General features: G+C 62.5%; 17 protein-coding genes, 1 tRNA gene and 2 pseudogenes. 2 read left to right on the forward strand and 18 right to left on the reverse strand.

From position 1 onward, the window contains the following. From FJ423_RS32585 to rpsL, 4 genes and pseudogenes are all read right to left on the reverse strand, one after another. A pseudogene (locus FJ423_RS32585) lies at positions 1-77 on the reverse strand (elongation factor Tu); the annotation flags it as partial. Positions 78-142: 65 nt separating this feature from the next. Further along, on the reverse strand, positions 143-2,233 hold the full coding sequence (fusA, locus tag FJ423_RS32590; RefSeq protein WP_095765517.1) for an elongation factor G: 2,091 nt from the start codon (positions 2,231-2,233) through the stop codon (positions 143-145). A 29-nt stretch (positions 2,234-2,262) separates the two neighbouring features. After that, entirely contained in the window at positions 2,263-2,733 is a 471-nt protein-coding gene (rpsG, locus tag FJ423_RS32595) for a 30S ribosomal protein S7 (RefSeq protein ID WP_027170372.1), read from the reverse strand. A 9-nt stretch (positions 2,734-2,742) separates the two neighbouring features. Then, a complete protein-coding gene (rpsL, locus tag FJ423_RS32600; RefSeq protein ID WP_006202128.1) occupies positions 2,743-3,114 on the reverse strand; it encodes a 30S ribosomal protein S12 in 372 nt (123 codons plus the stop codon). A gap of 463 nt (positions 3,115-3,577) precedes the next feature. Between rpsL and FJ423_RS32605 the strand changes: the two genes are divergently transcribed. Both FJ423_RS32605 and FJ423_RS32610 read left to right on the forward strand, forming a co-directional pair. Next, positions 3,578-3,859: a transcriptional regulator gene (locus FJ423_RS32605; protein ID WP_140847822.1), complete on the forward strand. Its 282-nt coding sequence runs from the start codon at positions 3,578-3,580 to the stop codon at positions 3,857-3,859. A gap of 84 nt (positions 3,860-3,943) precedes the next feature. Further along, on the forward strand, positions 3,944-4,873 hold the full coding sequence (locus tag FJ423_RS32610) for a Gfo/Idh/MocA family oxidoreductase (RefSeq protein ID WP_140847810.1): 930 nt from the start codon (positions 3,944-3,946) through the stop codon (positions 4,871-4,873). Positions 4,874-4,880: 7 nt separating this feature from the next. On the opposite strand, the gene FJ423_RS32615 is transcribed toward FJ423_RS32610, so the two are convergent. From FJ423_RS32615 to tuf, 14 genes and pseudogenes are all read right to left on the reverse strand, one after another. Continuing rightward, on the reverse strand, positions 4,881-5,546 hold the full coding sequence (locus tag FJ423_RS32615; RefSeq protein ID WP_140847813.1) for an O-methyltransferase: 666 nt from the start codon (positions 5,544-5,546) through the stop codon (positions 4,881-4,883). Between the two features lie 80 nt (positions 5,547-5,626). Then, positions 5,627-9,823, reverse strand: a complete 4,197-nt coding sequence (gene rpoC, locus FJ423_RS32620) for a DNA-directed RNA polymerase subunit beta' (protein WP_095765633.1) — start codon at positions 9,821-9,823, stop codon at positions 5,627-5,629. Positions 9,824-10,009: 186 nt separating this feature from the next. Then, positions 10,010-14,146 carry a DNA-directed RNA polymerase subunit beta gene (gene rpoB / locus FJ423_RS32625; RefSeq protein WP_095765521.1) on the reverse strand — a complete coding sequence of 1,379 codons (4,137 nt, stop codon included), beginning with the start codon at positions 14,144-14,146 and terminating at the stop codon, positions 10,010-10,012. Positions 14,147-14,429: 283 nt separating this feature from the next. Next, on the reverse strand, positions 14,430-14,810 hold the full coding sequence (gene rplL, locus FJ423_RS32630) for a 50S ribosomal protein L7/L12 (protein WP_059189560.1): 381 nt from the start codon (positions 14,808-14,810) through the stop codon (positions 14,430-14,432). A gap of 54 nt (positions 14,811-14,864) precedes the next feature. Next, the gene (rplJ, locus tag FJ423_RS32635; protein WP_095765522.1) at positions 14,865-15,383 is read right to left on the reverse strand and encodes a 50S ribosomal protein L10; all 519 of its coding nucleotides are present in this window, start codon (positions 15,381-15,383) and stop codon (positions 14,865-14,867) included. Positions 15,384-15,788: 405 nt separating this feature from the next. Continuing rightward, the gene (gene rplA / locus FJ423_RS32640) at positions 15,789-16,487 is read right to left on the reverse strand and encodes a 50S ribosomal protein L1 (protein WP_095765523.1); all 699 of its coding nucleotides are present in this window, start codon (positions 16,485-16,487) and stop codon (positions 15,789-15,791) included. A 4-nt stretch (positions 16,488-16,491) separates the two neighbouring features. Then, positions 16,492-16,920, reverse strand: coding sequence for a 50S ribosomal protein L11 (rplK, locus tag FJ423_RS32645; RefSeq protein WP_095765524.1), 429 nt, complete (start codon positions 16,918-16,920; stop codon positions 16,492-16,494). A 190-nt stretch (positions 16,921-17,110) separates the two neighbouring features. Continuing rightward, positions 17,111-17,638 (reverse strand): transcription termination/antitermination protein NusG, encoded by a 528-nt coding sequence (gene nusG, locus FJ423_RS32650; RefSeq protein ID WP_095765525.1) that lies wholly within the window; start codon positions 17,636-17,638, stop codon positions 17,111-17,113. A 27-nt stretch (positions 17,639-17,665) separates the two neighbouring features. After that, the gene (gene secE, locus FJ423_RS32655) at positions 17,666-17,869 is read right to left on the reverse strand and encodes a preprotein translocase subunit SecE (RefSeq protein ID WP_095765634.1); all 204 of its coding nucleotides are present in this window, start codon (positions 17,867-17,869) and stop codon (positions 17,666-17,668) included. 493 nt (positions 17,870-18,362) lie between these two features. Beyond that, entirely contained in the window at positions 18,363-19,094 is a 732-nt protein-coding gene (locus FJ423_RS32660; RefSeq protein ID WP_140847816.1) for a cysteine hydrolase, read from the reverse strand. Between the two features lie 306 nt (positions 19,095-19,400). Next, positions 19,401-19,476: transfer RNA gene (locus FJ423_RS32665), tRNA-Trp, on the reverse strand. 146 nt (positions 19,477-19,622) lie between these two features. Continuing rightward, a complete protein-coding gene (locus tag FJ423_RS32670; RefSeq protein ID WP_140847819.1) occupies positions 19,623-20,108 on the reverse strand; it encodes a group II truncated hemoglobin in 486 nt (161 codons plus the stop codon). Positions 20,109-20,309: 201 nt separating this feature from the next. After that, complete coding sequence (locus tag FJ423_RS34500) at positions 20,310-21,848, reverse strand: hypothetical protein (RefSeq protein ID WP_246680384.1); 1,539 nt, start codon at positions 21,846-21,848, stop codon at positions 20,310-20,312. 276 nt (positions 21,849-22,124) lie between these two features. Continuing rightward, a pseudogene (gene tuf / locus FJ423_RS32680) lies at positions 22,125-22,256 on the reverse strand (elongation factor Tu); the annotation flags it as partial.

A 22,256-nucleotide genomic window follows, 5' to 3' on the forward strand; every position in this document is an offset into this window, starting at 1 on the left:
GTCTTGCCATGATCGACGTGACCGATCGTGCCAATGTTCACATGCGGCTTGGTGCGCTCGAATTTACCTTTTGCCATGTGATCTCTCCAATCCTGCTTGCCCGTGCGGGCCTTGAATTAAGGTCTCGTGCAACCCGCTCGAGTTACGCGTATTTCTTCTGAACTTCCTGGGCGACCGCGGTCGGAACCGGCTCGTAGTGGTCGAACTGCATCGTGTACTGGGCGCGGCCCTGCGACATCGAACGCAGATTGTCGACGTATTTGAACATGTTGGCCAAAGGCACCATCGCATTGATGACGACCGCAACGCCGCGCGCTTCCTGACCCTGGATCTGGCCACGACGGCCGTTGAGATCGCCGATGACGCCGCCGACGTAATCTTCCGGCGTCACGACCTCGACCTTCATGATCGGCTCCAGAAGCTGCACGCCGAGGCGCGGAGCGGCTTCCTTGAAGCAGGCGCGAGAGGCGATTTCGAACGCCAGCACCGAGGAGTCGACGTCGTGGAAGGCGCCATCGACCAGCGTGGCCTTGACACCGATCATCGGGAAGCCGGCGAACGGGCCGGAACCCATGACGCTGTTGATGCCCTTCTCGACGCCCGGGATGTATTCCTTCGGAACCGCACCGCCGACGATCTTGGACTCGAACACGAACTCTTCGCTCTCGGTGTTCGGCTCGAAGATGATCTTGACGCGGGCGAACTGGCCGGTACCGCCGGTCTGCTTCTTGTGCGTGTAATCCTGCTCGTGCGTGCGGGTGATCGTCTCGCGATAGGCCACCTGCGGGGCGCCGACATTGGCTTCGACCTTGAACTCGCGGCGCATGCGGTCGACGATGATGTCGAGATGCAGCTCGCCCATGCCGGCGATGATGGTCTGGCCGCTTTCCTCGTCGGTCTTGACGCGGAAGGACGGATCCTCAGCCGCCAGGCGATGCAGCGCGAGGCCCATCTTTTCCTGGTCGTTCTTGGTCTTCGGCTCGATGGCGATCTGGATGACCGGATCGGGGAATTCCATGCGCTCCAGGATGACCGGATGCAGCGGATCGCAGAGCGTGTCGCCGGTGGTCGTGTCCTTGAGGCCAGCCAGGGCGACGATGTCGCCGGCATAGGCTTCCTCGATGTCGGCGCGCGAGTTCGCATGCATCTGCAGCATGCGGCCGATGCGCTCCTTCTTGCCCTTCACCGTGTTGTCGAGCGAGGTGCCCTTGGTGAGCTTGCCCGAATAGATGCGGGCAAAGGTCAGCGAGCCGACGAACGGGTCGTTCATGATCTTGAACGCCAGCATCGACAGCGGCTCGTTGTCGTCGGCATGACGCTCGATCTCGGCGTCGGTCTTGGCATCGACGCCCTTGATGGCCGGCACGTCGATCGGCGACGGCAGGTATTCGACAACGGCGTCGAGCAGCGGCTGCACGCCCTTGTTCTTGAAGGCCGAACCGCAGAACATCGGGAAGAACTTGACCGCGATGGTGCCCTTGCGGATCAGCGCGCGGATCTCGTCATTCGACGGCATCTTGCCTTCGAGGTAATTCTCGAGCGCGGTCTCGTCCATCTCGACGGCGGCTTCGATCATCTTCTCGCGGTACTGCTCGGCCTTGTCCTTGAGATCGGCCGGGATCTCAACGACGTCCCAGGCAGCGCCAAGGGTCTCGTCACGCCAGACGAGCGCGTTCATCTCGACGAGGTCGACGACGCCCTTGAACTCGGTCTCGGCGCCGATCGGCAGCTGCATGACGACGGCCTGCGCGCCGAGGCGCGAACCGATCATTTCCTCGGAGCGGTAGAAGTCGGCGCCGATCTTGTCCATCTTGTTGCAGAAGATCATGCGCGGCACGTGGTACTTGTCGGCCTGGCGCCACACAGTCTCGGTCTGCGGCTCCACGCCGGCGTTGGCGTCGAGCAGCGCGATGGCGCCGTCGAGCACGCGCAGCGAACGCTCGACTTCGATGGTGAAGTCCACGTGTCCGGGGGTGTCGATGATGTTGAAGCGGCGCATCTTGCCGTCGCGACCCTTCCAGAAGGTCGTGGTCGCGGCCGAAGTGATGGTGATGCCGCGTTCCTGCTCCTGCTCCATCCAGTCCATGGTGGCAGCGCCGTCATGGACTTCGCCGATCTTGTGCGACTTGCCCGTATAATAGAGGACGCGCTCGGTCGTCGTCGTCTTGCCGGCGTCGATATGCGCCATGATACCGAAATTGCGGTAGTCTTCGATCTTGTATTCGCGGGCCATGGGAGGTGCCTCTCAGTCTCGTTCGCGCTTTACCAGCGGTAGTGCGCGAAGGCGCGGTTGGCTTCCGCCATCTTGTGGGTGTCTTCACGCTTCTTGACGGCCGTGCCGCGGTTGTTGGCCGCGTCCATCAGCTCGCCCGAGAGGCGGTCGACCATGGTGGTCTCGTTGCGGTTGCGCGCGGCGGCGATCAGCCAGCGGATGGCCAGCGCCTGACGACGCTCGGGGCGCACATCGACCGGAACCTGATAGGTGGCGCCGCCGACACGACGCGAGCGCACTTCCACATGCGGCGCGACATTGTCGAGCGCCTGATGGAAGACGGTGACCGGCTCCTGCTTGGTCTTGGCCTGGACCTGGTCCAGCGCGCCGTAGACGATGGTCTCGGCAACCGATTTCTTGCCGTCATACATGACGGCGTTCATGAACTTGGTGACGATCAGATCGCCGAACTTGGGGTCCGGATTGATCTCACGCTTTTCTGCACTGTGACGACGAGACATGGGAAACCCTTACTTCGGACGCTTGGCGCCGTATTTCGAACGACGCTGCTTGCGGTTCTTCACACCCTGCGTGTCGAGCACGCCGCGGATGATGTGGTAACGGACGCCCGGCAGATCCTTGACGCGACCGCCGCGGATCATGACCACCGAGTGTTCCTGCAGGTTGTGACCTTCGCCGGGGATGTAGCCGATCACTTCAAAACCGTTGGTCAGGCGAATCTTGGCCACCTTGCGCAGCGCCGAGTTCGGCTTCTTCGGCGTCGTGGTGTAGACGCGCGTGCAGACGCCCCGCTTCTGCGGGTTCTGCTGCATGGCCGGGACCTTGTTGCGCTTCACCGGCGCCAGGCGCGGCTTGCGGATCAGCTGGTTGACGGTAGGCATTAAACCCTCTTGTCTCTCAATTCCGTGTCTGCCCTGTCAGGGGGCCGCTCAAAGCGTCATTTCCATACGCAAATTCGGGCAACACACCGCGTCTCGCGGTCCTGCCCGAACAAATTGCAGAGGAAGCGGTAGCCGCTTCATGCGCGCCGGAAATGTCTTTTCGCTCGTAAAACGAACCCTGTTTGAGGCAAACTCCAAAGCGTGTCGCTTCGGACAGGAGAGCCTCACATCGGTTCTGACGTCGCGGCTTCTACTCGCAACCCCAGGGTCCGTCAACCCCGGCGGGGCAAATATTGCGCCCAACGCGAGGCTGGGCAGCCATGCGGAAAACGCATGTAATTTTCTTGCGTCTTTTTTCAAGAGCGAGGAAGAAAGTGACCGGCTTTGCGCTGTCCTGTGGCCCGGCTTCGTGCCAAAAGGCGGCTTGCATCGGACAATCTCGGGGAAAACGAGGAATCAGCCCGTGAACGACAATGAAGAACGGCCGGTCACGATCATCACCGGACGGGTCTGGAAGAAAAAAGGCGGCAAGCCTGAAGGCGTTCATGTGATGCTTGTGGCGCCCGACGATGATTCTGCCGTGCGCCGCGCGCTCGAATCGCTTGCCGTCGAAGGTTACGCCGAGGCCGAGCTCGACCAGATCGGCGACATGGAGGGCGAGCCCGACGACGAGCCGCATCTGTCGGCCTATCAGGGCGCACTGGAGGGCGAGGTTTCGATCGTCACCTTTGAAGAGCCGATCTGAAAAGCGCGGCCAGCGTCATATTTGCCAGACTTGCCGGACAAACCTGCCCTGCCTAGACACACCCTTTCATTCCTTGGAGTTCCCATGACCAGCAATCCCATCAAGCTCGGCATCGTCGGCGTGGGAAAGATCGTCCGCGATCAGCACCTGCCGGCGGTCGCCAAGGACGGCAACTATCAACTGACAGCGGCGGCCAGCCGCCACGGCAAGGTGGACGGCATTGCGAACTATCCCAGCATCGAAGCGATGCTGGCGTCCGAGCCCAGCCTCGAGGCGGTCTCGCTCTGCATGCCGCCGCAGTTCCGTTACGACGCCGCGCGCACCGCGCTGGAAGCGAGGAAGCACGTGTTCCTCGAAAAGCCGCCGGGCGCCACGGTGAGCGAAGTCGAGCACCTCAAGACGCTTGCCGATAGGAACGGCGTCTCGCTCTTTGCCAGCTGGCATTCGCGCTACGCGCCGGCGGTGGAGGCCGCGCGCGCATTCCTCGCCTCGGCCAGACTGACTTCGGCCGCCATCAACTGGAAGGAAGACGTGCGGCGCTGGCACCCGAACCAGGAATGGATCTGGGAGCCGGGCGGCTTCGGCGTGTTCGATCCCGGCATCAACGCGCTGTCGATCGCCACACACATCTTGCCTGCGATGTTCATCACCTCGGCCGTGCTCGATTTTCCCGAGAACCGCGCAGCACCGGTCGCGGCGCATGTCGCCTTCCGCACGTCGACCGGCTTGCCGGTGACGATGGAGCTCGACTGGCTGCAGACCGGCCCGCAAAGCTGGGACATCGTCGCCGAGACCGACAAGGGCAGGATGGTGCTGTCCGGCGGCGGCGCTAAGCTCGCCGTCGACGGGCGCATTATCCATGACGAGCCGGAAGCCGAATATCCGATGCTTTACAAGCGCTTCGCCGAGATTGTTCGCGCAGGGAAGTCCGATGTCGACCTCGCGCCGCTGCAGCACGTCGCCGATGCGTTCATGCTGGGCAAGCGCAATGTGGTCGAGGCGTTCTTCGATTAGGGCATCCTCATTCTACGATCGCGACGGTAAACCCGTCATAGCCCTTGACGCCGACGGTCTGGATGGCGGTGCCGTCCAGCCGCTTCTCGCCGCCGATGAACGAAAAAGCGGCGCGAGCGCCTTCGACATTGGCGTCGCCGCTGTTCTTTTTCAGGACCGCGCCGTCGCGGATGACATTGTCGCAGACGATGACCGTGCCTGAGCGCGAGAGTTTCATCGCCCAGTCGAGATAATTCGGGTTGTTCGGCTTGTCGGCGTCGATGAAGATCAAGTCGAACGGACCGGTATCTTCGCCTGCCAGCGCGGCAAGCGACTGCAGCGCCGGGCCGATGCGCAGGTCGATCTTGTCTGAAACCCCTGCCCGTTCGAAGTTCGAACGCGCGACCTTGGCGTGGTGCGGATCAAGCTCCAGCGTCACCACCTTGCCGTCCGCCGGCAATCCCCTTGCCATCCAGATGGTCGAGTAGCCGCCAAGCGTGCCGACCTCCAGCACCTTCTTGGCGCCGCGAATACGCACCAGCAGCGACAGCAGTTTGCCCTGCACGGCCGAGACGTCGATCGCCGGCAGGCCGTGGTCGCGGTTGGCCGCCAGCGTGGCATCGAGCACCGGGTCCGCTTCGAAAAGGGAGGAAACGATGTAGTCGTCGACAGCCGTCCAGGTCTTGCTGCTCATAGCTCTTCCTCGTTGCATCAAGTCAAAATGCGAAAAGGGGCCGCGCGGGCCCCTTTTCTCGTTTTCTCATTTCATCGCGCTTACTGCGCGGCGTTGACCATGTCGGTCAGCATCGGCTCGGCGACCTCGACACCGGAGGCCTTGCGGCGCTCGTCGATGATGAGCTCGTCGCGCGAGGTGGCGATGCGCCTTATCTGGCTCATCGTGCCGCCCGTGCCGGCCGGGATCAGACGGCCTACGATGACGTTTTCCTTCAGGCCCTGCAGCATGTCGGTCTTGCCGGCAACCGCAGCCTCGGTGAGCACCCTGGTCGTCTCCTGGAAGGAGGCGGCCGAGATGAAGGACGGCGTCTGCAGCGAGGCCTTGGTGATGCCAAGCAGCACCGGCTGACCTTCGGCCGGCTTCTTGCCGTCCTCGATCAGGCGCTCGTTGACCTCCTCCAGTTCGATCACATCGACGTGGTCTCCCGGGATGTAGGTCGAATCGCCCTGCGTGGTGATCTCGACCTTCTGCAGCATCTGGCGAACGATCACCTCGATGTGCTTGTCGTTGATCGACACGCCCTGCAGACGGTAGACCTCCTGGATCTCGTTGACGAGATAGGAGGCAAGCGCCTCCACGCCCTTGATCGCCAGGATGTCGTGCGGCGCCGGATTGCCGTCGAGGATGTAGTCGCCCTTCTCGATGACGTCGCCGTCCTGGAGATGGAACGGCTTGCCCTTCGGGATCAGGTACTCCACCGGCTCGAGCGTCGAGTCATGCGGCTCGATGATGATGCGGCGCTTGTTCTTGTAGTCGCGGCCGAAACGGATCGTGCCATCGATCTCGGCGATGATGGCGTGATCCTTCGGACGGCGAGCCTCGAACAGTTCCGCAACGCGCGGCAGACCACCGGTGATGTCCTTGGTCTTGGCGCTTTCCATCGGGATACGCGCCAGCACGTCGCCAGGCTTCACATGTGCACCCGGCTCGACCGAGAGGATGGCCTCGACCGAGAGCAGGAAGCGTGCATCGCCGCCCTTCGACAGCTTGCCGACCTTGCCCTTGGCGTCCTGGATGGCGATCGCGGGCTTCAGGTCGTTGCCGCGCGGCGTCGAACGCCAGTCGATGACCTCGCGCTTGGTGATGCCGGTCGACTCGTCGGCCGTTTCCTGCACGGAGATGCCGTCGACCAGATCCTCGAACGCCACCCTGCCCTCGATTTCGGTGAGGATCGGGCGGGTATAGGGATCCCACTCGGCGATACGCTGGCCGCGCTTCACCTTGTCGCCATCGTCCACGAAAATACGCGAACCATAGGCGACGCGGTGCGTGGCGCGCTCCTTGCCGGTCTCATCGAGGATGAGCACCGCCATGTTGCGGCCCATGACCATCTGCTGGCCTTCCGAGTTGCGGACCACGTTGCGGTTGCGGATCTGCACCTTGCCCTCATAGGAGGCTTCAAGGAACGAGGAATCCACCACCTGCGCCGTGCCGCCCATGTGGAAGGTACGCATGGTGAGCTGGGTGCCCGGCTCGCCGATCGACTGCGCCGCGATGACGCCGACGGCCTCGCCCTGGTTGACGGGGGTACCGCGGGCCAGGTCGCGACCGTAGCAGACCGCGCACACACCGGTCCTGACCTCGCAGGTCAGCGCCGAACGGATGCGGACCGACTGCACGCCGGCCTTCTCGATCTGCTCCACATCGCGCTCGTCCATCAACGTTCCGGCCTTGACCAGCAGGTCGCCGGTGACCGGATGATTGATGTCGTCGAGCGAAGTACGGCCCAGCACGCGCTGGCCGACCGAGGCAACGATCTGACCGGCATCGACGATCGGCTGCATGGTGAGGCCCTTGTCGGTGCCGCAATCCACGGAGTTGACGATGCAGTCCTGCGCCACGTCGACGAGGCGGCGGGTGAGGTAACCCGAGTTCGCCGTCTTCAAGGCGGTGTCGGCCAGACCCTTGCGGGCGCCGTGGGTCGAGTTGAAATACTCGAGCACGGTGAGGCCTTCCTTGAAGTTCGAGATGATCGGCGTCTCGATGATTTCACCCGAGGGCTTGGCCATCAGGCCACGCATACCGGCGAGCTGACGCATCTGGGTGGGCGAACCGCGCGCACCCGAATGCGACATCATGTAGATCGAGTTCATCGGCTTCTGACGGCCGTTGTCCTCGAACTCCACCGCCTTGATGCGCGCCATCATCTCGTCGGCGACCTTTTCCGAGCACTTTGCCCAGGCGTCGACGACCTTGTTGTACTTCTCGCCCTGCGTGATCAGGCCGTCATTGTACTGTTGCTCGTATTCCTTGGCCAAAGCCTCGGTGTCGGAAACCAGCTTCAGCTTGGTGTCCGGGATCAGCATGTCGTCCTTGCCGAACGAAATGCCGGCACGGCAGGCGTGCGCAAAGCCGAGCGCCATGATGCGGTCGCAGAAGATGACCGTCTCCTTCTGACCGCAGTGGCGGTAGACGGTGTCGATCATCTTGGAGATGTTTTTCTTGGTCATCTCCTGGTTGGCGGTCTCATACGGCACGTTGACGTTCTTCGGCAGAAGCTCGCCGATGATCATGCGGCCAGGCGTGGTGTCGTAGATCTTCGACACGACGTTGCCTTCCGCGTCGACGCTGCGGAAGCGGCCCTTGATCTTGGCGTGCAGCGTCACGGCCTTGGTCTCCAGCGCATGCTGGAGCTCGCCCATGTCGGCAAACATCATGCCTTCGCCCGGCTCGTTCTGGTTGACGATCGAGAGATAGTAGAGACCGAGAACCATGTCCTGCGACGGCACGATGATCGGCGCGCCGGAGGCCGGGTGCAGGATGTTGTTGGTCGACATCATCAGCACGCGGGCTTCAAGCTGCGCTTCCAGGGACAGCGGCACATGGACCGCCATCTGGTCGCCGTCGAAGTCGGCGTTGAAGGCGGTGCAGACCAGCGGGTGCAGCTGGATCGCCTTGCCTTCGATCAAGATCGGCTCGAACGCCTGGATGCCGAGGCGGTGCAGCGTCGGCGCCCGGTTCAAGAGCACCGGATGCTCGCGGATGACCTCGTCGAGGATATCCCAAACCTCCGGACGCTCCTTCTCGACCAGCTTCTTCGCCTGCTTGACGGTAGAGGAGAAACCCTTGGCGTCGAGGCGGGCATAGATGAAGGGCTTAAAGAGCTCCAGCGCCATCTTCTTCGGCAGGCCGCACTGATGCAGCTTGAGCTCCGGACCGGTCACGATGACCGAGCGGCCGGAATAGTCGACGCGCTTGCCGAGCAGGTTCTGGCGGAACCGGCCCTGCTTGCCCTTCAGCATGTCGGACAGCGACTTCAGCGGACGCTTGTTGGCGCCGGTGATGACGCGGCCGCGACGGCCGTTGTCGAACAGCGCATCGACGGCTTCCTGCAGCATGCGCTTTTCGTTGCGCACGATGATGCCGGGCGCGCGCAGCTCGATCAGCCGCTTCAGGCGGTTGTTGCGGTTGATGACGCGGCGGTAGAGGTCGTTGAGGTCCGACGTGGCGAAGCGGCCGCCGTCCAGCGGGACAAGCGGGCGCAGGTCCGGCGGGATCACCGGAACCACCTTCATGATCATCCATTCCGGACGGTTGCCGGATTCCATGAAGTTCTCGACGACCTTGAGCCGCTTCAGGTATTTCTTCTGCTTGAGCTCGGACGTGGTCGAGGCCAGCTCCGAACGGAGGTCGCCGGCAATCTTCTCCAGGTCCATGCCGGCCAGAAGGTCATGGATGGCCTCGGCGCCGATCATGGCGGTGAAAGAGTCCTCGCCGTACTCGTCGACGGCAATCATGTACTCTTCCTCGCTGAGGAGCTGGTTCTCCTTCAGCGCGGTGAGGCCCGGCTCGGTAACGATGTAGTTCTCGAAGTAGAGCACGCGCTCGATATCCTTGAGCGTCATGTCGAGCAGCGTGCCGATGCGCGAAGGCAGCGACTTCAGGAACCAGATATGGGCGACGGGCGCGGCGAGCTCGATATGGCCCATGCGCTCGCGGCGAACGCGCGACAGCGTGACTTCGACGCCGCACTTTTCGCAAATGACGCCCTTGTACTTCATGCGCTTGTACTTGCCGCACAGGCACTCATAGTCCTTGATCGGACCAAAAATGCGCGCGCAGAACAGGCCGTCACGCTCCGGCTTGAAGGTGCGGTAGTTGATGGTCTCCGGCTTCTTGATCTCGCCGAACGACCAGGACAGAATCTTCTCTGGGCTGGCAAGCGAGATCCGGATGGAATCGAACACCTGCGCAGGCGCCTGCGGGTTGAAGAGATTCATGACCTCTTGGTTCATGCCGTTCTCCTTTTCGGGGTCCTCGATAACCCCTTGCATCGATCGCGGACGAAATGTCCGCAGACTGGCCGGTCGAACCGGCCGAAGACTTCTTGGTTGAGCATGGTCTCGGCCGAAAACCGGTGACCGCTTCTCGGGATCATGCTCAGGGCGCGCCGCGCTTAGAACGCGGCGCGCGCCAATGCCTTACTCGGCTGCGTCGGGCAGACGCGTCGGGGTCTCTTCGACCTGGGTGTTCTCCAGCTCCACATTGAGGCCGAGCGAGCGCATTTCCTTGACGAGAACGTTGAAGCTCTCGGGGATACCCGCCTCGAACGTGTCGTCGCCGCGCACGATCGCCTCGTAGACCTTGGTGCGGCCGGCGACGTCGTCCGACTTCACCGTCAGCATTTCCTGCAGCGTGTAGGCCGCGCCGTAGGCTTCGAGCGCCCAGACTTCCATTTCGCCGAAGCGCTGGCCGCCGAACTGCGCCTTGCCGCCCAGCGGCTGCTGGGTGACGAGCGAGTACGGACCGATCGAACGCGCGTGGATCTTGTCGTCCACCAGGTGATGCAGCTTGAGCATATAGATATAGCCCATCGTCACCTTGCGATCGAACGGCTCGCCAGTGCGGCCGTCATAGAGCTGCGACTGACCGCTGGTGTGCAGGCCAGCCTGCTCCAGCATGGTGTTGATGTCGGCCTCATGCGCGCCGTCGAACACCGGTGTCGCGATCGAAACGCCGCGGCGCATCTGCTCGCTCAGGCGAACGATGCTCTCGTCGTCATACTCGCGGATCGGCTCGTTGCGGTCGTTGGCCGGCATGAAGCTTTCCAGCGTCTTGCGCAGCGGCTTGATGTCGCCGCCACCCTTGTACGCGTCGATCAACTCGCCGATCTTCCTGCCCATGCCGGCGCAAGCCCAGCCCAGATGCGTTTCCAGGATCTGGCCGACATTCATGCGGCTCGGCACACCCAGCGGGTTGAGCACGATATCGGCATGCGTGCCGTCCTCAAGGAAAGGCATGTCCTCGACCGGAACGATGCGCGACACGACACCCTTGTTGCCGTGACGGCCGGCCATCTTGTCGCCCGGCTGCATCTTGCGCTTCACCGCCACGAAGACCTTGACCATCTTCATGACGCCCGGAGGCATTTCGTCGCCGCGCTGCACCTTCTCGACCTTGTCCATGAAGCGCTGCTCGAGCGCCTTCTTGGACTCATCGTACTGGCCGCGCAGAGCCTCGAGCTCGCCCTGGAGCTTCTCGTTCTCCACGGCGAACTGCCACCACTGCGAACGCGGATACTCGTCGAGCGTGTCCTTCGACAGCTTCGAGCCCTTCTTGAAGCCCTTCGGTCCGGCGATCGCCTCCTTGCCGACCAGCACGTCGGAAAGACGCGCATAGACGTTGCGGTCGAGGATCGCCTGCTCGTCGTCGCGGTCCTTGGCCAGACGCTCGATCTCCTCGCGCTCGATCGCCATCGCGCGCTCGTCCTTCTCCACGCCGTGGCGGTTGAAGACGCGCACTTCGACGACCGTGCCGAAGGTGCCCGGAGGCATGCGCATGGAGGTGTCGCGAACGTCCGATGCCTTTTCGCCGAAGATGGCGCGCAGGAGCTTTTCTTCCGGCGTCATCGGGCTTTCGCCCTTCGGCGTGATCTTGCCGACCAGGATGTCGCCCGGCTGCACTTCAGCACCGATATAGACGATGCCGGCCTCGTCGAGGTTCTTCAGCGCCTCTTCCGAAACGTTCGGAATGTCGCGCGTGATTTCCTCCGGCCCGAGCTTGGTGTCGCGCGCCATGACCTCGAACTCCTCGATGTGGATCGAGGTGAAGACGTCGTCGGCCACGATGCGCTCGGAGAGCAGGATCGAGTCCTCGTAGTTGTAGCCGTTCCACGGCATGAACGCGACCAGCACGTTGCGGCCGAGCGCCAGATCGCCGAGCTCGGTCGACGGACCGTCGGCAATGATGTCGCCCTTGTTGACGCGGTCGCCCATGCGCACCAGCGGACGCTGGTTGATGCAGGTGTTCTGGTTCGAACGCTGGAACTTCATCAGCCGGTAGATATCGACGCCGGACTTGCCGGGATCGAGATCTTCCGTGGCGCGGATGACGATACGGGTGGCGTCCACCTGGTCGACCACGCCGCCGCGGCGGGCGCCGATGGCAGCGCCCGAGTCACGGGCGACGACCGGCTCCATGCCGGTGCCGACGAACGGCGCTTCGGCGCGCACCAGCGGCACGGCCTGACGCTGCATGTTCGAGCCCATCAGCGCGCGGTTGGCGTCGTCGTTCTCGAGGAACGGGATGAGCGCCGCAGCGACCGACACCATCTGCTTCGGCGAGACGTCCATCAGATCGACGTTCTCGCGCGGCGCCATCATCACTTCGCCGGCATTACGGCAAATGACGAACTCGTCGACGAAGCTGCCGTTCTTGTCGAGCTCGGCGTTGGCCTGCGCGACATAGTGCTTGGCCTCTTCCATCGCCGACAGATAGACAACCTCGTTGGTCAGCTTGCCGCCCACGATCTTGCGATACGGGCTTTCGATGAAGCCGTACTTGTTGACGCGCGCGAAAGTGGCCAAAGAGTTGATCAGACCGATATTCGGGCCTTCCGGCGTCTCGATCGGGCAGATGCGGCCGTAATGCGTCGGATGCACGTCGCGCACCTCGAAGCCGGCGCGCTCGCGCGTCAGACCGCCCGGTCCAAGCGCCGACAGGCGACGCTTGTGGGTGATCTCCGACAGCGGATTGGTCTGGTCCATGAACTGCGACAGCTGCGAGGAACCGAAGAACTCGCGCACGGCGGCGGCCGCCGGCTTGGCGTTGATCAGGTCCTGCGGCATGACCGTGTCGATCTCGATCGAGGACATGCGTTCCTTGATCGCGCGCTCCATGCGCAGCAGGCCGACGCGGTACTGGTTCTCCATCAACTCGCCGACCGAACGCACGCGGCGGTTGCCGAGATTGTCGATGTCGTCGATCTCGCCCTTGCCGTCACGCAGCTCGACCAGCGTCTTGACCACGGCCAGGATATCTTCCTTGCGCAGGACGCGCACGGTGTCCTCGGCCTTGAGCTCGAGGCGCATGTTCATCTTGACGCGGCCTACGGCCGACAGATCGTAGCGCTCGCTGTCGAAGAACAGCGAGTTGAACATGGCTTCGGCGGTCTCGAGCGTCGGCGGCTCGCCCGGGCGCATGACACGGTAGATGTCGAACAGCGCGTCCTGGCGGCTCTCGTTCTTGTCGACGTTGAGCGTGTTGCGGATGTAGGCGCCGACATTAACGTGGTCGATGTCCAGGATCTGGATCTCGTCCTCGCCGGTGCTGAGCAGCACCTTCAGCGTCTTGTCGTCGATCTCGTCGCCGGCTTCGAGAAAGATCTCGCCGGTGCCGTAATTGACGATGTCCTCGGCAAGGTAGTTGCCAAGCAGGTCCTCGTCGGTCGCCTTGATGGCCTTGAGACCCTTCTCGCCGAGCTGACGTGCCTGGCGGGCGGTGATCTTCTTGCCTTGCTCGACCACGATCTCGCCGGTGTCGGCGTCAACCAGGTCGCCGACGGCCTTGAGGCCGCGGAAACGCTCGACGTTGAACGGAATCCGCCAGTGGTCGCCGGCGCGCTTATAGGTGATCTTGTTGTAGAAGGTCGACAGGATCTCCTCGCCGTCCATGCCGAGCGCCATCAGCAGCGACGTCACCGGGATCTTGCGGCGGCGGTCGATGCGGGCGTGCACGACGTCCTTGGAGTCGAACTCGATGTCGAGCCACGAACCGCGATAGGGAATGACACGCGCGGCAAACAGAAGCTTGCCCGACGAGTGCGACTTGCCCTTGTCATGGTCGAAGAAGACGCCCGGCGAACGGTGCATCTGCGAGACGATGACGCGCTCGGTGCCGTTGACGATGAACGTGCCGTTCGACGTCATGAGCGGCATGTCGCCCATGTAGACGTCCTGCTCCTTGATGTCCTTGATCGACTTGGCGCCGGTATCCTCGTCGATATCGAACACGATGAGGCGCAGCGTCACCTTCAGCGGCGCCGCATAGGTCAGGTCGCGCTGACGGCATTCGTCAACGTCGAATTTCGGTGCCTCGAACTCGTACTTCACGAACTCCAGCATCGAGGAGCCGGAAAAGTCGGAGATCGGGAAGACCGACTTGAAAACGGCCTGCAGTCCTTCGTCCGGACGGCCGCCCTTGGGCTCGTCCACCATCAGGAACTGGTCATAGGATGCCTTCTGGACCTCAATGAGGTTCGGCATCTCCGCAACTTCCGGGATCTTTCCGAAGAACTTGCGTACGCGTCTGCGGCCATTGAAAGTCTGGGTCTGGGCCATCGTCGCTCCTTAGCTATAAACTCGGGACGAACCTCGCCGCGGCTCGCCTTGCACCAACGGGCTGCCTCGGCGGCTGCCCCTATCTGTTTTTCCGGCCGCCCCTGCCAATTTCTTGGGCCAATCGCTTGGCGGCTACCGGCTAAAACGGGAGAAAACCCGTTTCCGGAAGGCCGCTTTTCGGCCCTCAGGAAAGAGGTTTTCAAACGCCTCGCGTGACAGAACCCTCCCTCAGTCCAAGGGAGGGGGCGGACGGCGCGAGACCGTCCGCCCTCGCCTAACAGGCTTACTTCAGCTCGACCTTGGCGCCAGCTGCTTCCAGCTGAGCCTTGAACTTGTCGGCGTCGGCCTTGGAAACGCCTTCCTTGACCGGCTTCGGAGCCGCTTCGACCAGGTCCTTGGCTTCCTTGAGGCCAAGGCCGGTGATGGCGCGGACTTCCTTGATGACGTTGATCTTCTGGGCGCCGGCATCGGCGAGAACGACGTCGAATTCCGTCTTCTCTTCAGCCGGAGCAGCGGCAGCGGCACCAGCGCCGCCGGCAGCGGCAACCGCCACCGGAGCGGCGGCCGAAACGCCCCACTTCTCTTCCAGGAGCTTCGACAGCTCGGCCGCCTCGAGGACGGTCAGCTTCGAAAGGTCGTCTACGATCTTTGCAAGATCAGCCATTTTTGTATTCCTTCACTAGGTTCGAACGTGTGTTGTTGACAGCGAGGAACGGCCTCATGCCGCCTCGTCCTTCCGGGCGTAAGCGCCGATGACACGCGCGACCGAAGCCGCGGGCGCATTGACGATCTGGGCGATCCGGGTAGCCGGCGTGGCGATCATGCCAACCAGCTTGGCGCGCAGCTCGTCGAGCGACGGTAGTGTGGCGAGTGCCTTCACACCGTCGGCGTCGAGCGAGGTCGCACCCATCGCGCCACCGAGAATGATCAACTTGTCATTCCCCTTGGCGAAATCGGACGCGACCTTCGGCGCCGCAATCGGATCCTCCGAATAAGCGACCAGCGTCTGTCCCTTGAACAGATCGATGATCGATGCGGAGTCCGTGCCCTGAAGAGCGATCTTGGCGAGACGGTTCTTCGCGACTTTGACGGTGCCACCGGCGGCGCGCATCTTCGACCGAAGGTCGTTCATTTGCGCGACGGTGATACCGGCGTAGTGGGCCACGACGACTGAACCAGCGCTTGAAAACGCATCATTCAGGCCCGTGACGAGTTCGCGTTTTTCCGCTCTGTCCACTGCCTATCTCCAGTTGACCCCTGCCCCATTGACGAGGTCAGGCGTCGGTTGCCTTTTGCCGGCCGGGCCATCCAGTAACGGATCTCCCGAACGACACTCGAGGATCCTGCCCCCTTTCGCCACACCAGCCGGCACGCCGGATAGTGCGCAGACAAAAGGCAAACACGGTTCGAACCTTTCATTGGAGCTTGGCTCCTTTGTCGGGTCTTCACCCGTCTCATGCAGGCCCAATCGAATTAAGGCTTTTGGGCCGCCTGCAATCTCGGACAGGATATCCGGAAACCTTTCGGCTTCCGGGTACCGGGCCGCCGACGGATCGGCGGTCCGGAATTCTTTCTTGCTGGAGCATGTTCCCGCTTTTCAGGATCATGCCCTTGCGATCGGCCTTACCCGATCGGCCGACACTTACGACGCGGCGAGCGTCGCGATGTCGAGCTTGAGGCCGGGGCCCATCGTCGAGGTGACCGACACCTTCTTGACGTAGTTGCCCTTGGCGCCCGCGGGCTTGGCCTTGGTCACCGCGTCGGCGAAGGCGCGGACATTCTCTTCCAGCGCCTTGACGTCGAACGAGACCTTGCCGACGCCGGCCTGGACGATGCCGGCCTTCTCGACGCGGAACTCGACGGCGCCGCCTTTCGAAGCCTTGACGGCCGCGGCCACATCGGTGGTCACAGTGCCGACCTTCGGGTTCGGCATCATGCCGCGCGGGCCCAGAACCTTACCCAGACGACCGACCAGCGGCATCATGTCCGGCGTGGCGATGCAGCGATCGAAATCGATCGTGCCCTTCTGGACGATGTCGACAAGGTCCTCGGCGCCGACGATATCGGCGCCGGCGGCCTTGGCTTCCTCGGCCTTGTCGCCACGCGCAAACACGGCGACACGCACCGAGCGGCCGGTGCCGTTCGGCAGGTTGACCACGCCGCGGACCATCTGGTCGGCATGGCGCGGATCGACGCCGAGGTTCATCGAGATCTCGACGGTCTCGTCGAACTTCACCTTGGACCGGTCCTTGAGCAGCTGCAGCGCCTCGTTGAGGGCGTAAGCCTTGTTCGGATCGATGCCTTCGCGGCTCTTGGCAACACGCTTTGCAATCTTTGCCATGATCTTAGCCCACCACTTCCAGGCCCATCGAGCGGGCGGAACCCTCGACCATGCGCATGGCCGCCTCGACGTCGTTTGCGTTCAGGTCCTTCATCTTCTGCTCGGCGATCGCGCGCACCTTGTCGCGGCTGATCGTGCCGGCCTTGACCTTGCCCGGCTCCTTGGAGCCCGACTTCAGGTTGGCGGCCTTCTTCAGGAAGTAGCTCACCGGCGGCGTCTTCATGACGAAGGTGAACGACTTGTCCTGGTAGTAGGTGATGACGACCGGGATCGGCGATCCCTTCTCGAGCTCCTGGGTCTGTGCGTTGAACGCCTTGCAGAATTCCATGATGTTGATGCCGCGCTGACCAAGCGCCGGGCCGATCGGGGGCGACGGCGTAGCCGAGCCCGCGGCAACCTGGAGCTTGAGCTGGCCTGCAACTTTCTTAGCCATCTCTATTCCTGCCTTTTCTCATGCCGGCCCCGTTACCCGGGAAACGCGGCGGTTGCAGTCTGGTGGTGCGGTTCCGACGGCCGGCTATGCCGCCTTCGCCTCCCACCCGTTCATGCGGCGTCTGTTCACGCCGCCTCCCGACGCCTTGCGGCGCGGTATCCCGACGCCCTTTCGGGCGCGGGTATGCGGATCAGCCCTTTTCGACCTGCCCGAACTCCAGATCGACGGGCACGGCGCGCCCGAAGATCGAAACTTCCACCTTGAGGCGGGCCCGCTCCTCATCCACCTCCTGGACGACGCCGTTGAACGACGCGAAAGGACCGTCCGAAACGCGGATAGCCTCGCCGATCTCGAAGGTGACCGAAGGCTTCGGCCGCTCGACGCCTTCCTGGACCTGGTTCAGGATGCGCTGCGCCTCGGTCTCGGTGATCGGCACGGGCTTGGAGTCGCCCAGGAAGCCGGTGACCTTCGGCGTGTTCTTGACCAGCGAGAACACGGCGTCGGTCAGATTTGCCTTCAAGAGCACGTAGCCCGGGAAGAACTTGCGCTCGGCATCGACCTTGCGGCCACGACGGATCTCGACGACCTTCTCGGTCGGGACCACGATCTGCTCAATGTCCCCGGCCAAGCCCTTCTGCTTGGCCTTGTTCTCGATGTCCTCGGCGACCTTCTTCTCGAAGTTCGAATAGGCGTGGACGATATACCACCGCGCAGTCATTTCACGACCTCTCCGTAATCCGCCGAATTAATGCCCGAGACCCAGGATCCACTCGATCGCATAGCCCATCAGAATATCGGCAGCGAAGAAGAATAGCATCGCGATCACCGCGAATATCAGGACCATCACGGTCGAGATCATGGTTTCGCGCCGCGAAGGCCATGTCACCTTGGCCGTCTCCGCGCGAACCTGCTGGAGAAAGGTGAAGGGATTAGTGGTTTTCGAAGCCATGCGCCGCCTGTTTTCGAGACCCGTTGGCCGGGCCTCCTGGATGATCCCGCTGACCGGGACGTGCCGCCTGGGCTCCATGCGGCGCGAATCAGCGCCGCTATTTCACCCACGCAAATCAGACGCGTAAAGCCGGCTTCCCAGCTCCACGCGTCGCGTGTCTGTCTTGTCTACATAAAACCGATTCTTAATCCACGCAAGTGGCAAGGGTCCGCTTTATGTCTCAACGCCGCCTCGGAACCATCCAGTCGTCCCGTCCCGGCTATACGGGGCTTATGCCCCAATTCCTGCCATATGGCAAGCCGTCCGCCGATTTTCAACCGCGGAGCGGCCGCTGCGGAGCTTGAAGGCTTCGACACATGACGATTTCAGGGATTACGCTCAAATCCAGGGACGAGGAACCGGTCGGTCGGCTGGAGATCTTGACGGGTTCGGGTCGACGACGTGGCTACCGGAAGAGAAGGCGCGGATCGTGGCGATACGCCACCTCGTCAACTCATTCGGCTAGTTCAAGACGTCCCTGAACTCGCTCCTCGATCGCCTTAAGGAAATCGTCGGACGTCGATGTCCATCCAAAGAGTATCTGCACGAGCGTGATCGACGCTTCATGATTGCTCCTTGATGCGTCCCAGGCAATGGGCTCGCTGGTGCAATCCGTCAGCAGTATGCAGTGGTAGTCCCTGAAGAAGGCATCCCGAATTGTCGATTCCACGCACACGCTGGTCGTGCATCCTGTCACGATGAGGTGTTTGATACCTGCGGTTTTCAGAACAGAATCGAGTTCGGTCTCGTAGAAACCGCTGAACCGCGTTTTGTAGACGACCACATCCCCTGCCTCTGGCTTGAGGTCGTTAACAATATCCGTTCCCCAGGTGTCGCGGATCAGAATCCGGCTCTCGCTGCCATCCGGGGCCGTGATGCTCTCACCGACCCCAAAGATCTGGAGATGTCGGAGACGATTGGGGGCGTCCGATGTCCCAAGATCCGAGAGGTCGGAATAATACCCCATCTTCAGATAGATAACCGGCACTCTCAAATCGCGAGCGGCAGCTATTACTCTGGCCGTAGGGCCGACAGCCCGTTGAATCCCGGAGATATCGATTCCCGCTCTGTCGAACATTCCACCTTGCGAGCCGAAGTCATTCTGCATGTCCACGACGAGAACTGCGGCGTTAGCAAGATCAATCGAAATAGGTTGAGGCTTCGCGTCGATGACCAGGGGATGCATTTTTGTCCTCCCACCAGAAAGAGGTGTCGCTCTTTGCGCCCTTGGCTATCAAGACCCGCCACCTACGTTGCGCCAAGAAAGGGGAGAGTTACATCCCTGCTTAGCGGTCTAAGAACGGCGGTTGCAGTCAAGCGCTAAGGACGAAACCTTACATCGTTGGTCCTAAGGCGCAACGATTTTGCCACTCACAGGCCCGCGACACGGGCCGGCAGGTAGATGACCTCAAGGGCCGGCAGACGCGCGGAAGAAAAGGCTGATTTCGGCGATCGAGAGGGCGGTTGCCAGATGCCTGCCCTCTTGAAGGAATGGCACGGGCAGCAGGGCTCGAACCTACGACCTGCGGTTTTGGAGACCGCCGCTCTACCAACTGAGCTATGCCCGTGCATGCGCTTGTTCGGCGCAGGCGCTTCCTAAAAGCTTCCGTGCGCTCTGTAAAGAGCACTCTGCAGTGGTTTTAAAACCCTTTGCCGGAAATCTGGATTCCATTACCGCCGGCGACCGATCGCGCTCGCCAAACAACCCCCGCGCCTACGACTTGCCGGCCGGCGGCTTGTATGGCCCGCCCGGCACGCCCCAGCCCCAGGCGGGCATCGGCTCGGTCTCGGGATCGCAGGTCTCGCCCAGATTCGAGTTCATCTTCGCCAGCCGCGATCCCCACTCGACATAACCCACGAAGGCCGAGCGGAACTCAGGGTCGTCAGGCAAGCCGACCTCATCCGCCGCGTCGGCAAGGAGACTGATCCAGCGGCGGCGCTGCTCCTCGGTCAGATGCTTGCCGAGATGATGCATCACCATCTCGCGATGGCCGCCATGCTTCTCGCTGTAGGTTTTCGGGCCGCCGAAGACCTCGCCGATGAAGGCGGCGACATGCGCCGGGTGATCCGGCGACATCATCCTGAACACCGGACCGACGACCGGATCCGCCGCCACCTTGTCATAAAAGGTTCGTGTCAGCCGGTTCAGCGCCTCGCTGCCGCCGGCCCATTCGTACAAAGTCGGGATGTCCTCGCTCATCGCCGCTCCTCCCTGTGCATACAGCAAGATAGCGGCAGCGCCCTGCCCCGCTCAACCTGCCTCGATGGCCAGTGCGCAGCTAGAGCATGATCCCGAACCGAAGGTCAGCGAATGCAAAAAGTGGAAACCGGTTTTCGGAGAAGATCATGCTCCAACAAAGAGTTAGATCAGGATGGCGATTCAGCGAAACGTCATCCTGATCTACAGCTTCGCCGGCGCCTTCGCCTCGGCATCGGCGGACGGAAGAGCCCGGCAATTGTCCGGCCTGGGTGCGGATCTGCAAATGGTGGCGCCCGTCAGCGCGTCCACCGATTGCGGTCCGGTCGTCAGCCCGAACGTCTTCAGTTCGTCCCGGCTGAGTTCCCTGTGCTTTGCATATTCGGCCGACTGCATGGCGGCGAAAAAGCCCGAGCCGACCGCCATCTCGTCGAGATAGGCCCCGACCTTGTCTTCCATGCCCATGGAATGCACGAGGAAGTGCGCACCGGCGCCAACGAGGCGCCGGACGCCGCCGGCGACCATCACCGCGCAGGCGGCGTCGCATTCGGCGCCGGCATCTATGGTGAGCCCGGCATGGAGACCGTCGGCCGCGACGCACCCCACGGCGCCCGGATCGCAGTCGAGAAAATCCGTTCGGGCGACCGCGATATCCAAGCCGTGCTCGCGGATCAGCCTGCCCGCGGCGAGCGCAGCCTGCACATCTCCACCCGGCGAGTTGATTACGACCGGCAACCGGCGCTCACGGATCGTGTCGAGCAGTTGGCGCAGCTTGTCGGCCGTATCTGCGGCGATCGTGCCTTCCGCCGAAATCCATTCCGGACAATCGGGATTGCAGAGCGGGTTGCTGCCGCGAACAAGAACGAAACGCATCTGCTGTTCGTGGGCTTGCGGTGTCGGCGGCGGCGCCGGCGCTGTATAAGAAGGTCCGGCCTCTACTGCCGCGACCGCGACGGGCGCGCCGTTCGCGGGAATCTCGCGACAATTCGCCGGTGCCGGATGGCGCTGGCAAATGGTTCTCTCGGTCAGCAGGTCGAGCGAATCGAGGCTGGTCACGAGCTTCATCTCCAGCATGTCATCGGGCTCGATCTGCCTGATGTCGCTGGCAGGTGTGGCCTTCATCACGCCCAGCACGCCCTGCTCGACGCCCATCTCCTTCAAATAGGCCGACAGCCGCTTCTCGATCGCCTTGCTCATCTCATAGGTCTTGTAGCTGCCGGCATTCTTGCGGCTGACGATCCTGGTGCCGATGATCTTCTTCTTACCGTTCACAACCCGGTAGGTGGTGCGGTAGAGCAGTTTTTCGCGCTGGTAGGTGGTGGTGATCTGATGGACGCCGAGATAGGCCCATTCGCCGACGACACGGTGGATGCCGCCGGCAAACATCAGCGGACAGGCCGAATTGCACATCGCACCGCTGTCGTAAGCGACGCCGGAATAGGGCTGACCCCTGCCGTCATTGTCCCGGCAATTTTTCGTCCCCGGCGAGCAGCCGGAAAATTCCGTGATGCCGACCGCGATATCGAGCTTGTTCTTGCGGACCATGCGGCCAAGCTGCAGCGCGGCATCGACATTGCCGCCGGGAGAATTGACGACGATGGGCAATTGCCGCCCGCCGAGCGTCTTCAGCAGGCGTTTCAGTAGCGCCGGCGTGCCGGCCTCGATCGTGCCTTCGGCAGAAATCCATTCCGGGCAGTTCGGCTCGCAGCCCGGCGCGCTGCTGCGCACGACGACGAAACGCATCGCCGGACCGTAGTCCTGAGGTGTCTCCTTCGCGGCGGCGTTGAGGGTGGCCAGCCCTGCGGCGGCGGCCAATCCCAGCCGAAGCAGCCCGCGCCAACACCGCATGGTCTTTGAACGGAATGTGGAAACCACGTCTGGCAAGCCCCTCGGTGCAACCATACTAGTTGCGGCGCCGGTGGTTGCAACAGAATTGAAAAGGGCTTGGCAGCACTGCTTCAAACAAAAGGGCGGCCCGAAGACCGCCCTTTCCTGCCGAACCGGCAAGTGCCGGATCGACTATTCCTTGATGGTGACGACGATGCCGGCACCGACGGTGCGGCCGCCTTCACGGATGGCGAAGCGCAGCTTCTCTTCCATCGCGATCGGCACGATCAGCTCGACGTCGACGGTGATGTTGTCGCCGGGCAT

It is taken from the genome of Mesorhizobium sp. B2-8-9 (assembly GCF_006439475.1).
Lineage (GTDB): Bacteria > Pseudomonadota > Alphaproteobacteria > Rhizobiales > Rhizobiaceae > Mesorhizobium.

Excerpts from the sequence above, each read along its gene's own strand:
- nusG (WP_095765525.1), bottom strand. The coding sequence starts at position 17,638 with ATGACTGCGCGGTGGTATATCGTCCACGCCTATTCGAACTTCGAGAAG.
- rplL (WP_059189560.1), bottom strand. The coding sequence starts at position 14,810 with ATGGCTGATCTTGCAAAGATCGTAGACGACCTTTCGAAGCTGACCGTC.
- FJ423_RS32670 (WP_140847819.1), bottom strand. The coding sequence starts at position 20,108 with ATGAGCGAGGACATCCCGACTTTGTACGAATGGGCCGGCGGCAGCGAG.
- rpoB (WP_095765521.1), bottom strand. The coding sequence starts at position 14,146 with ATGGCCCAGACCCAGACTTTCAATGGCCGCAGACGCGTACGCAAGTTC.
- rplK (WP_095765524.1), bottom strand. The coding sequence starts at position 16,920 with ATGGCTAAGAAAGTTGCAGGCCAGCTCAAGCTCCAGGTTGCCGCGGGC.
- rplA (WP_095765523.1), bottom strand. The coding sequence starts at position 16,487 with ATGGCAAAGATTGCAAAGCGTGTTGCCAAGAGCCGCGAAGGCATCGAT.
- rpsL (WP_006202128.1), bottom strand. The coding sequence starts at position 3,114 with ATGCCTACCGTCAACCAGCTGATCCGCAAGCCGCGCCTGGCGCCGGTG.
- FJ423_RS34500 (WP_246680384.1), bottom strand. The coding sequence starts at position 21,848 with ATGCGTTTCGTCGTCGTGCGCAGCAGCGCGCCGGGCTGCGAGCCGAAC.
- fusA (WP_095765517.1), bottom strand. The coding sequence starts at position 2,233 with ATGGCCCGCGAATACAAGATCGAAGACTACCGCAATTTCGGTATCATG.
- rpoC (WP_095765633.1), bottom strand. The coding sequence starts at position 9,823 with ATGAACCAAGAGGTCATGAATCTCTTCAACCCGCAGGCGCCTGCGCAG.
- FJ423_RS32660 (WP_140847816.1), bottom strand. The coding sequence starts at position 19,094 with ATGCATCCCCTGGTCATCGACGCGAAGCCTCAACCTATTTCGATTGAT.
- FJ423_RS32615 (WP_140847813.1), bottom strand. The coding sequence starts at position 5,546 with ATGAGCAGCAAGACCTGGACGGCTGTCGACGACTACATCGTTTCCTCC.
- secE (WP_095765634.1), bottom strand. The coding sequence starts at position 17,869 with ATGGCTTCGAAAACCACTAATCCCTTCACCTTTCTCCAGCAGGTTCGC.
- FJ423_RS32610 (WP_140847810.1), top strand. The coding sequence starts at position 3,944 with ATGACCAGCAATCCCATCAAGCTCGGCATCGTCGGCGTGGGAAAGATC.
- rpsG (WP_027170372.1), bottom strand. The coding sequence starts at position 2,733 with ATGTCTCGTCGTCACAGTGCAGAAAAGCGTGAGATCAATCCGGACCCC.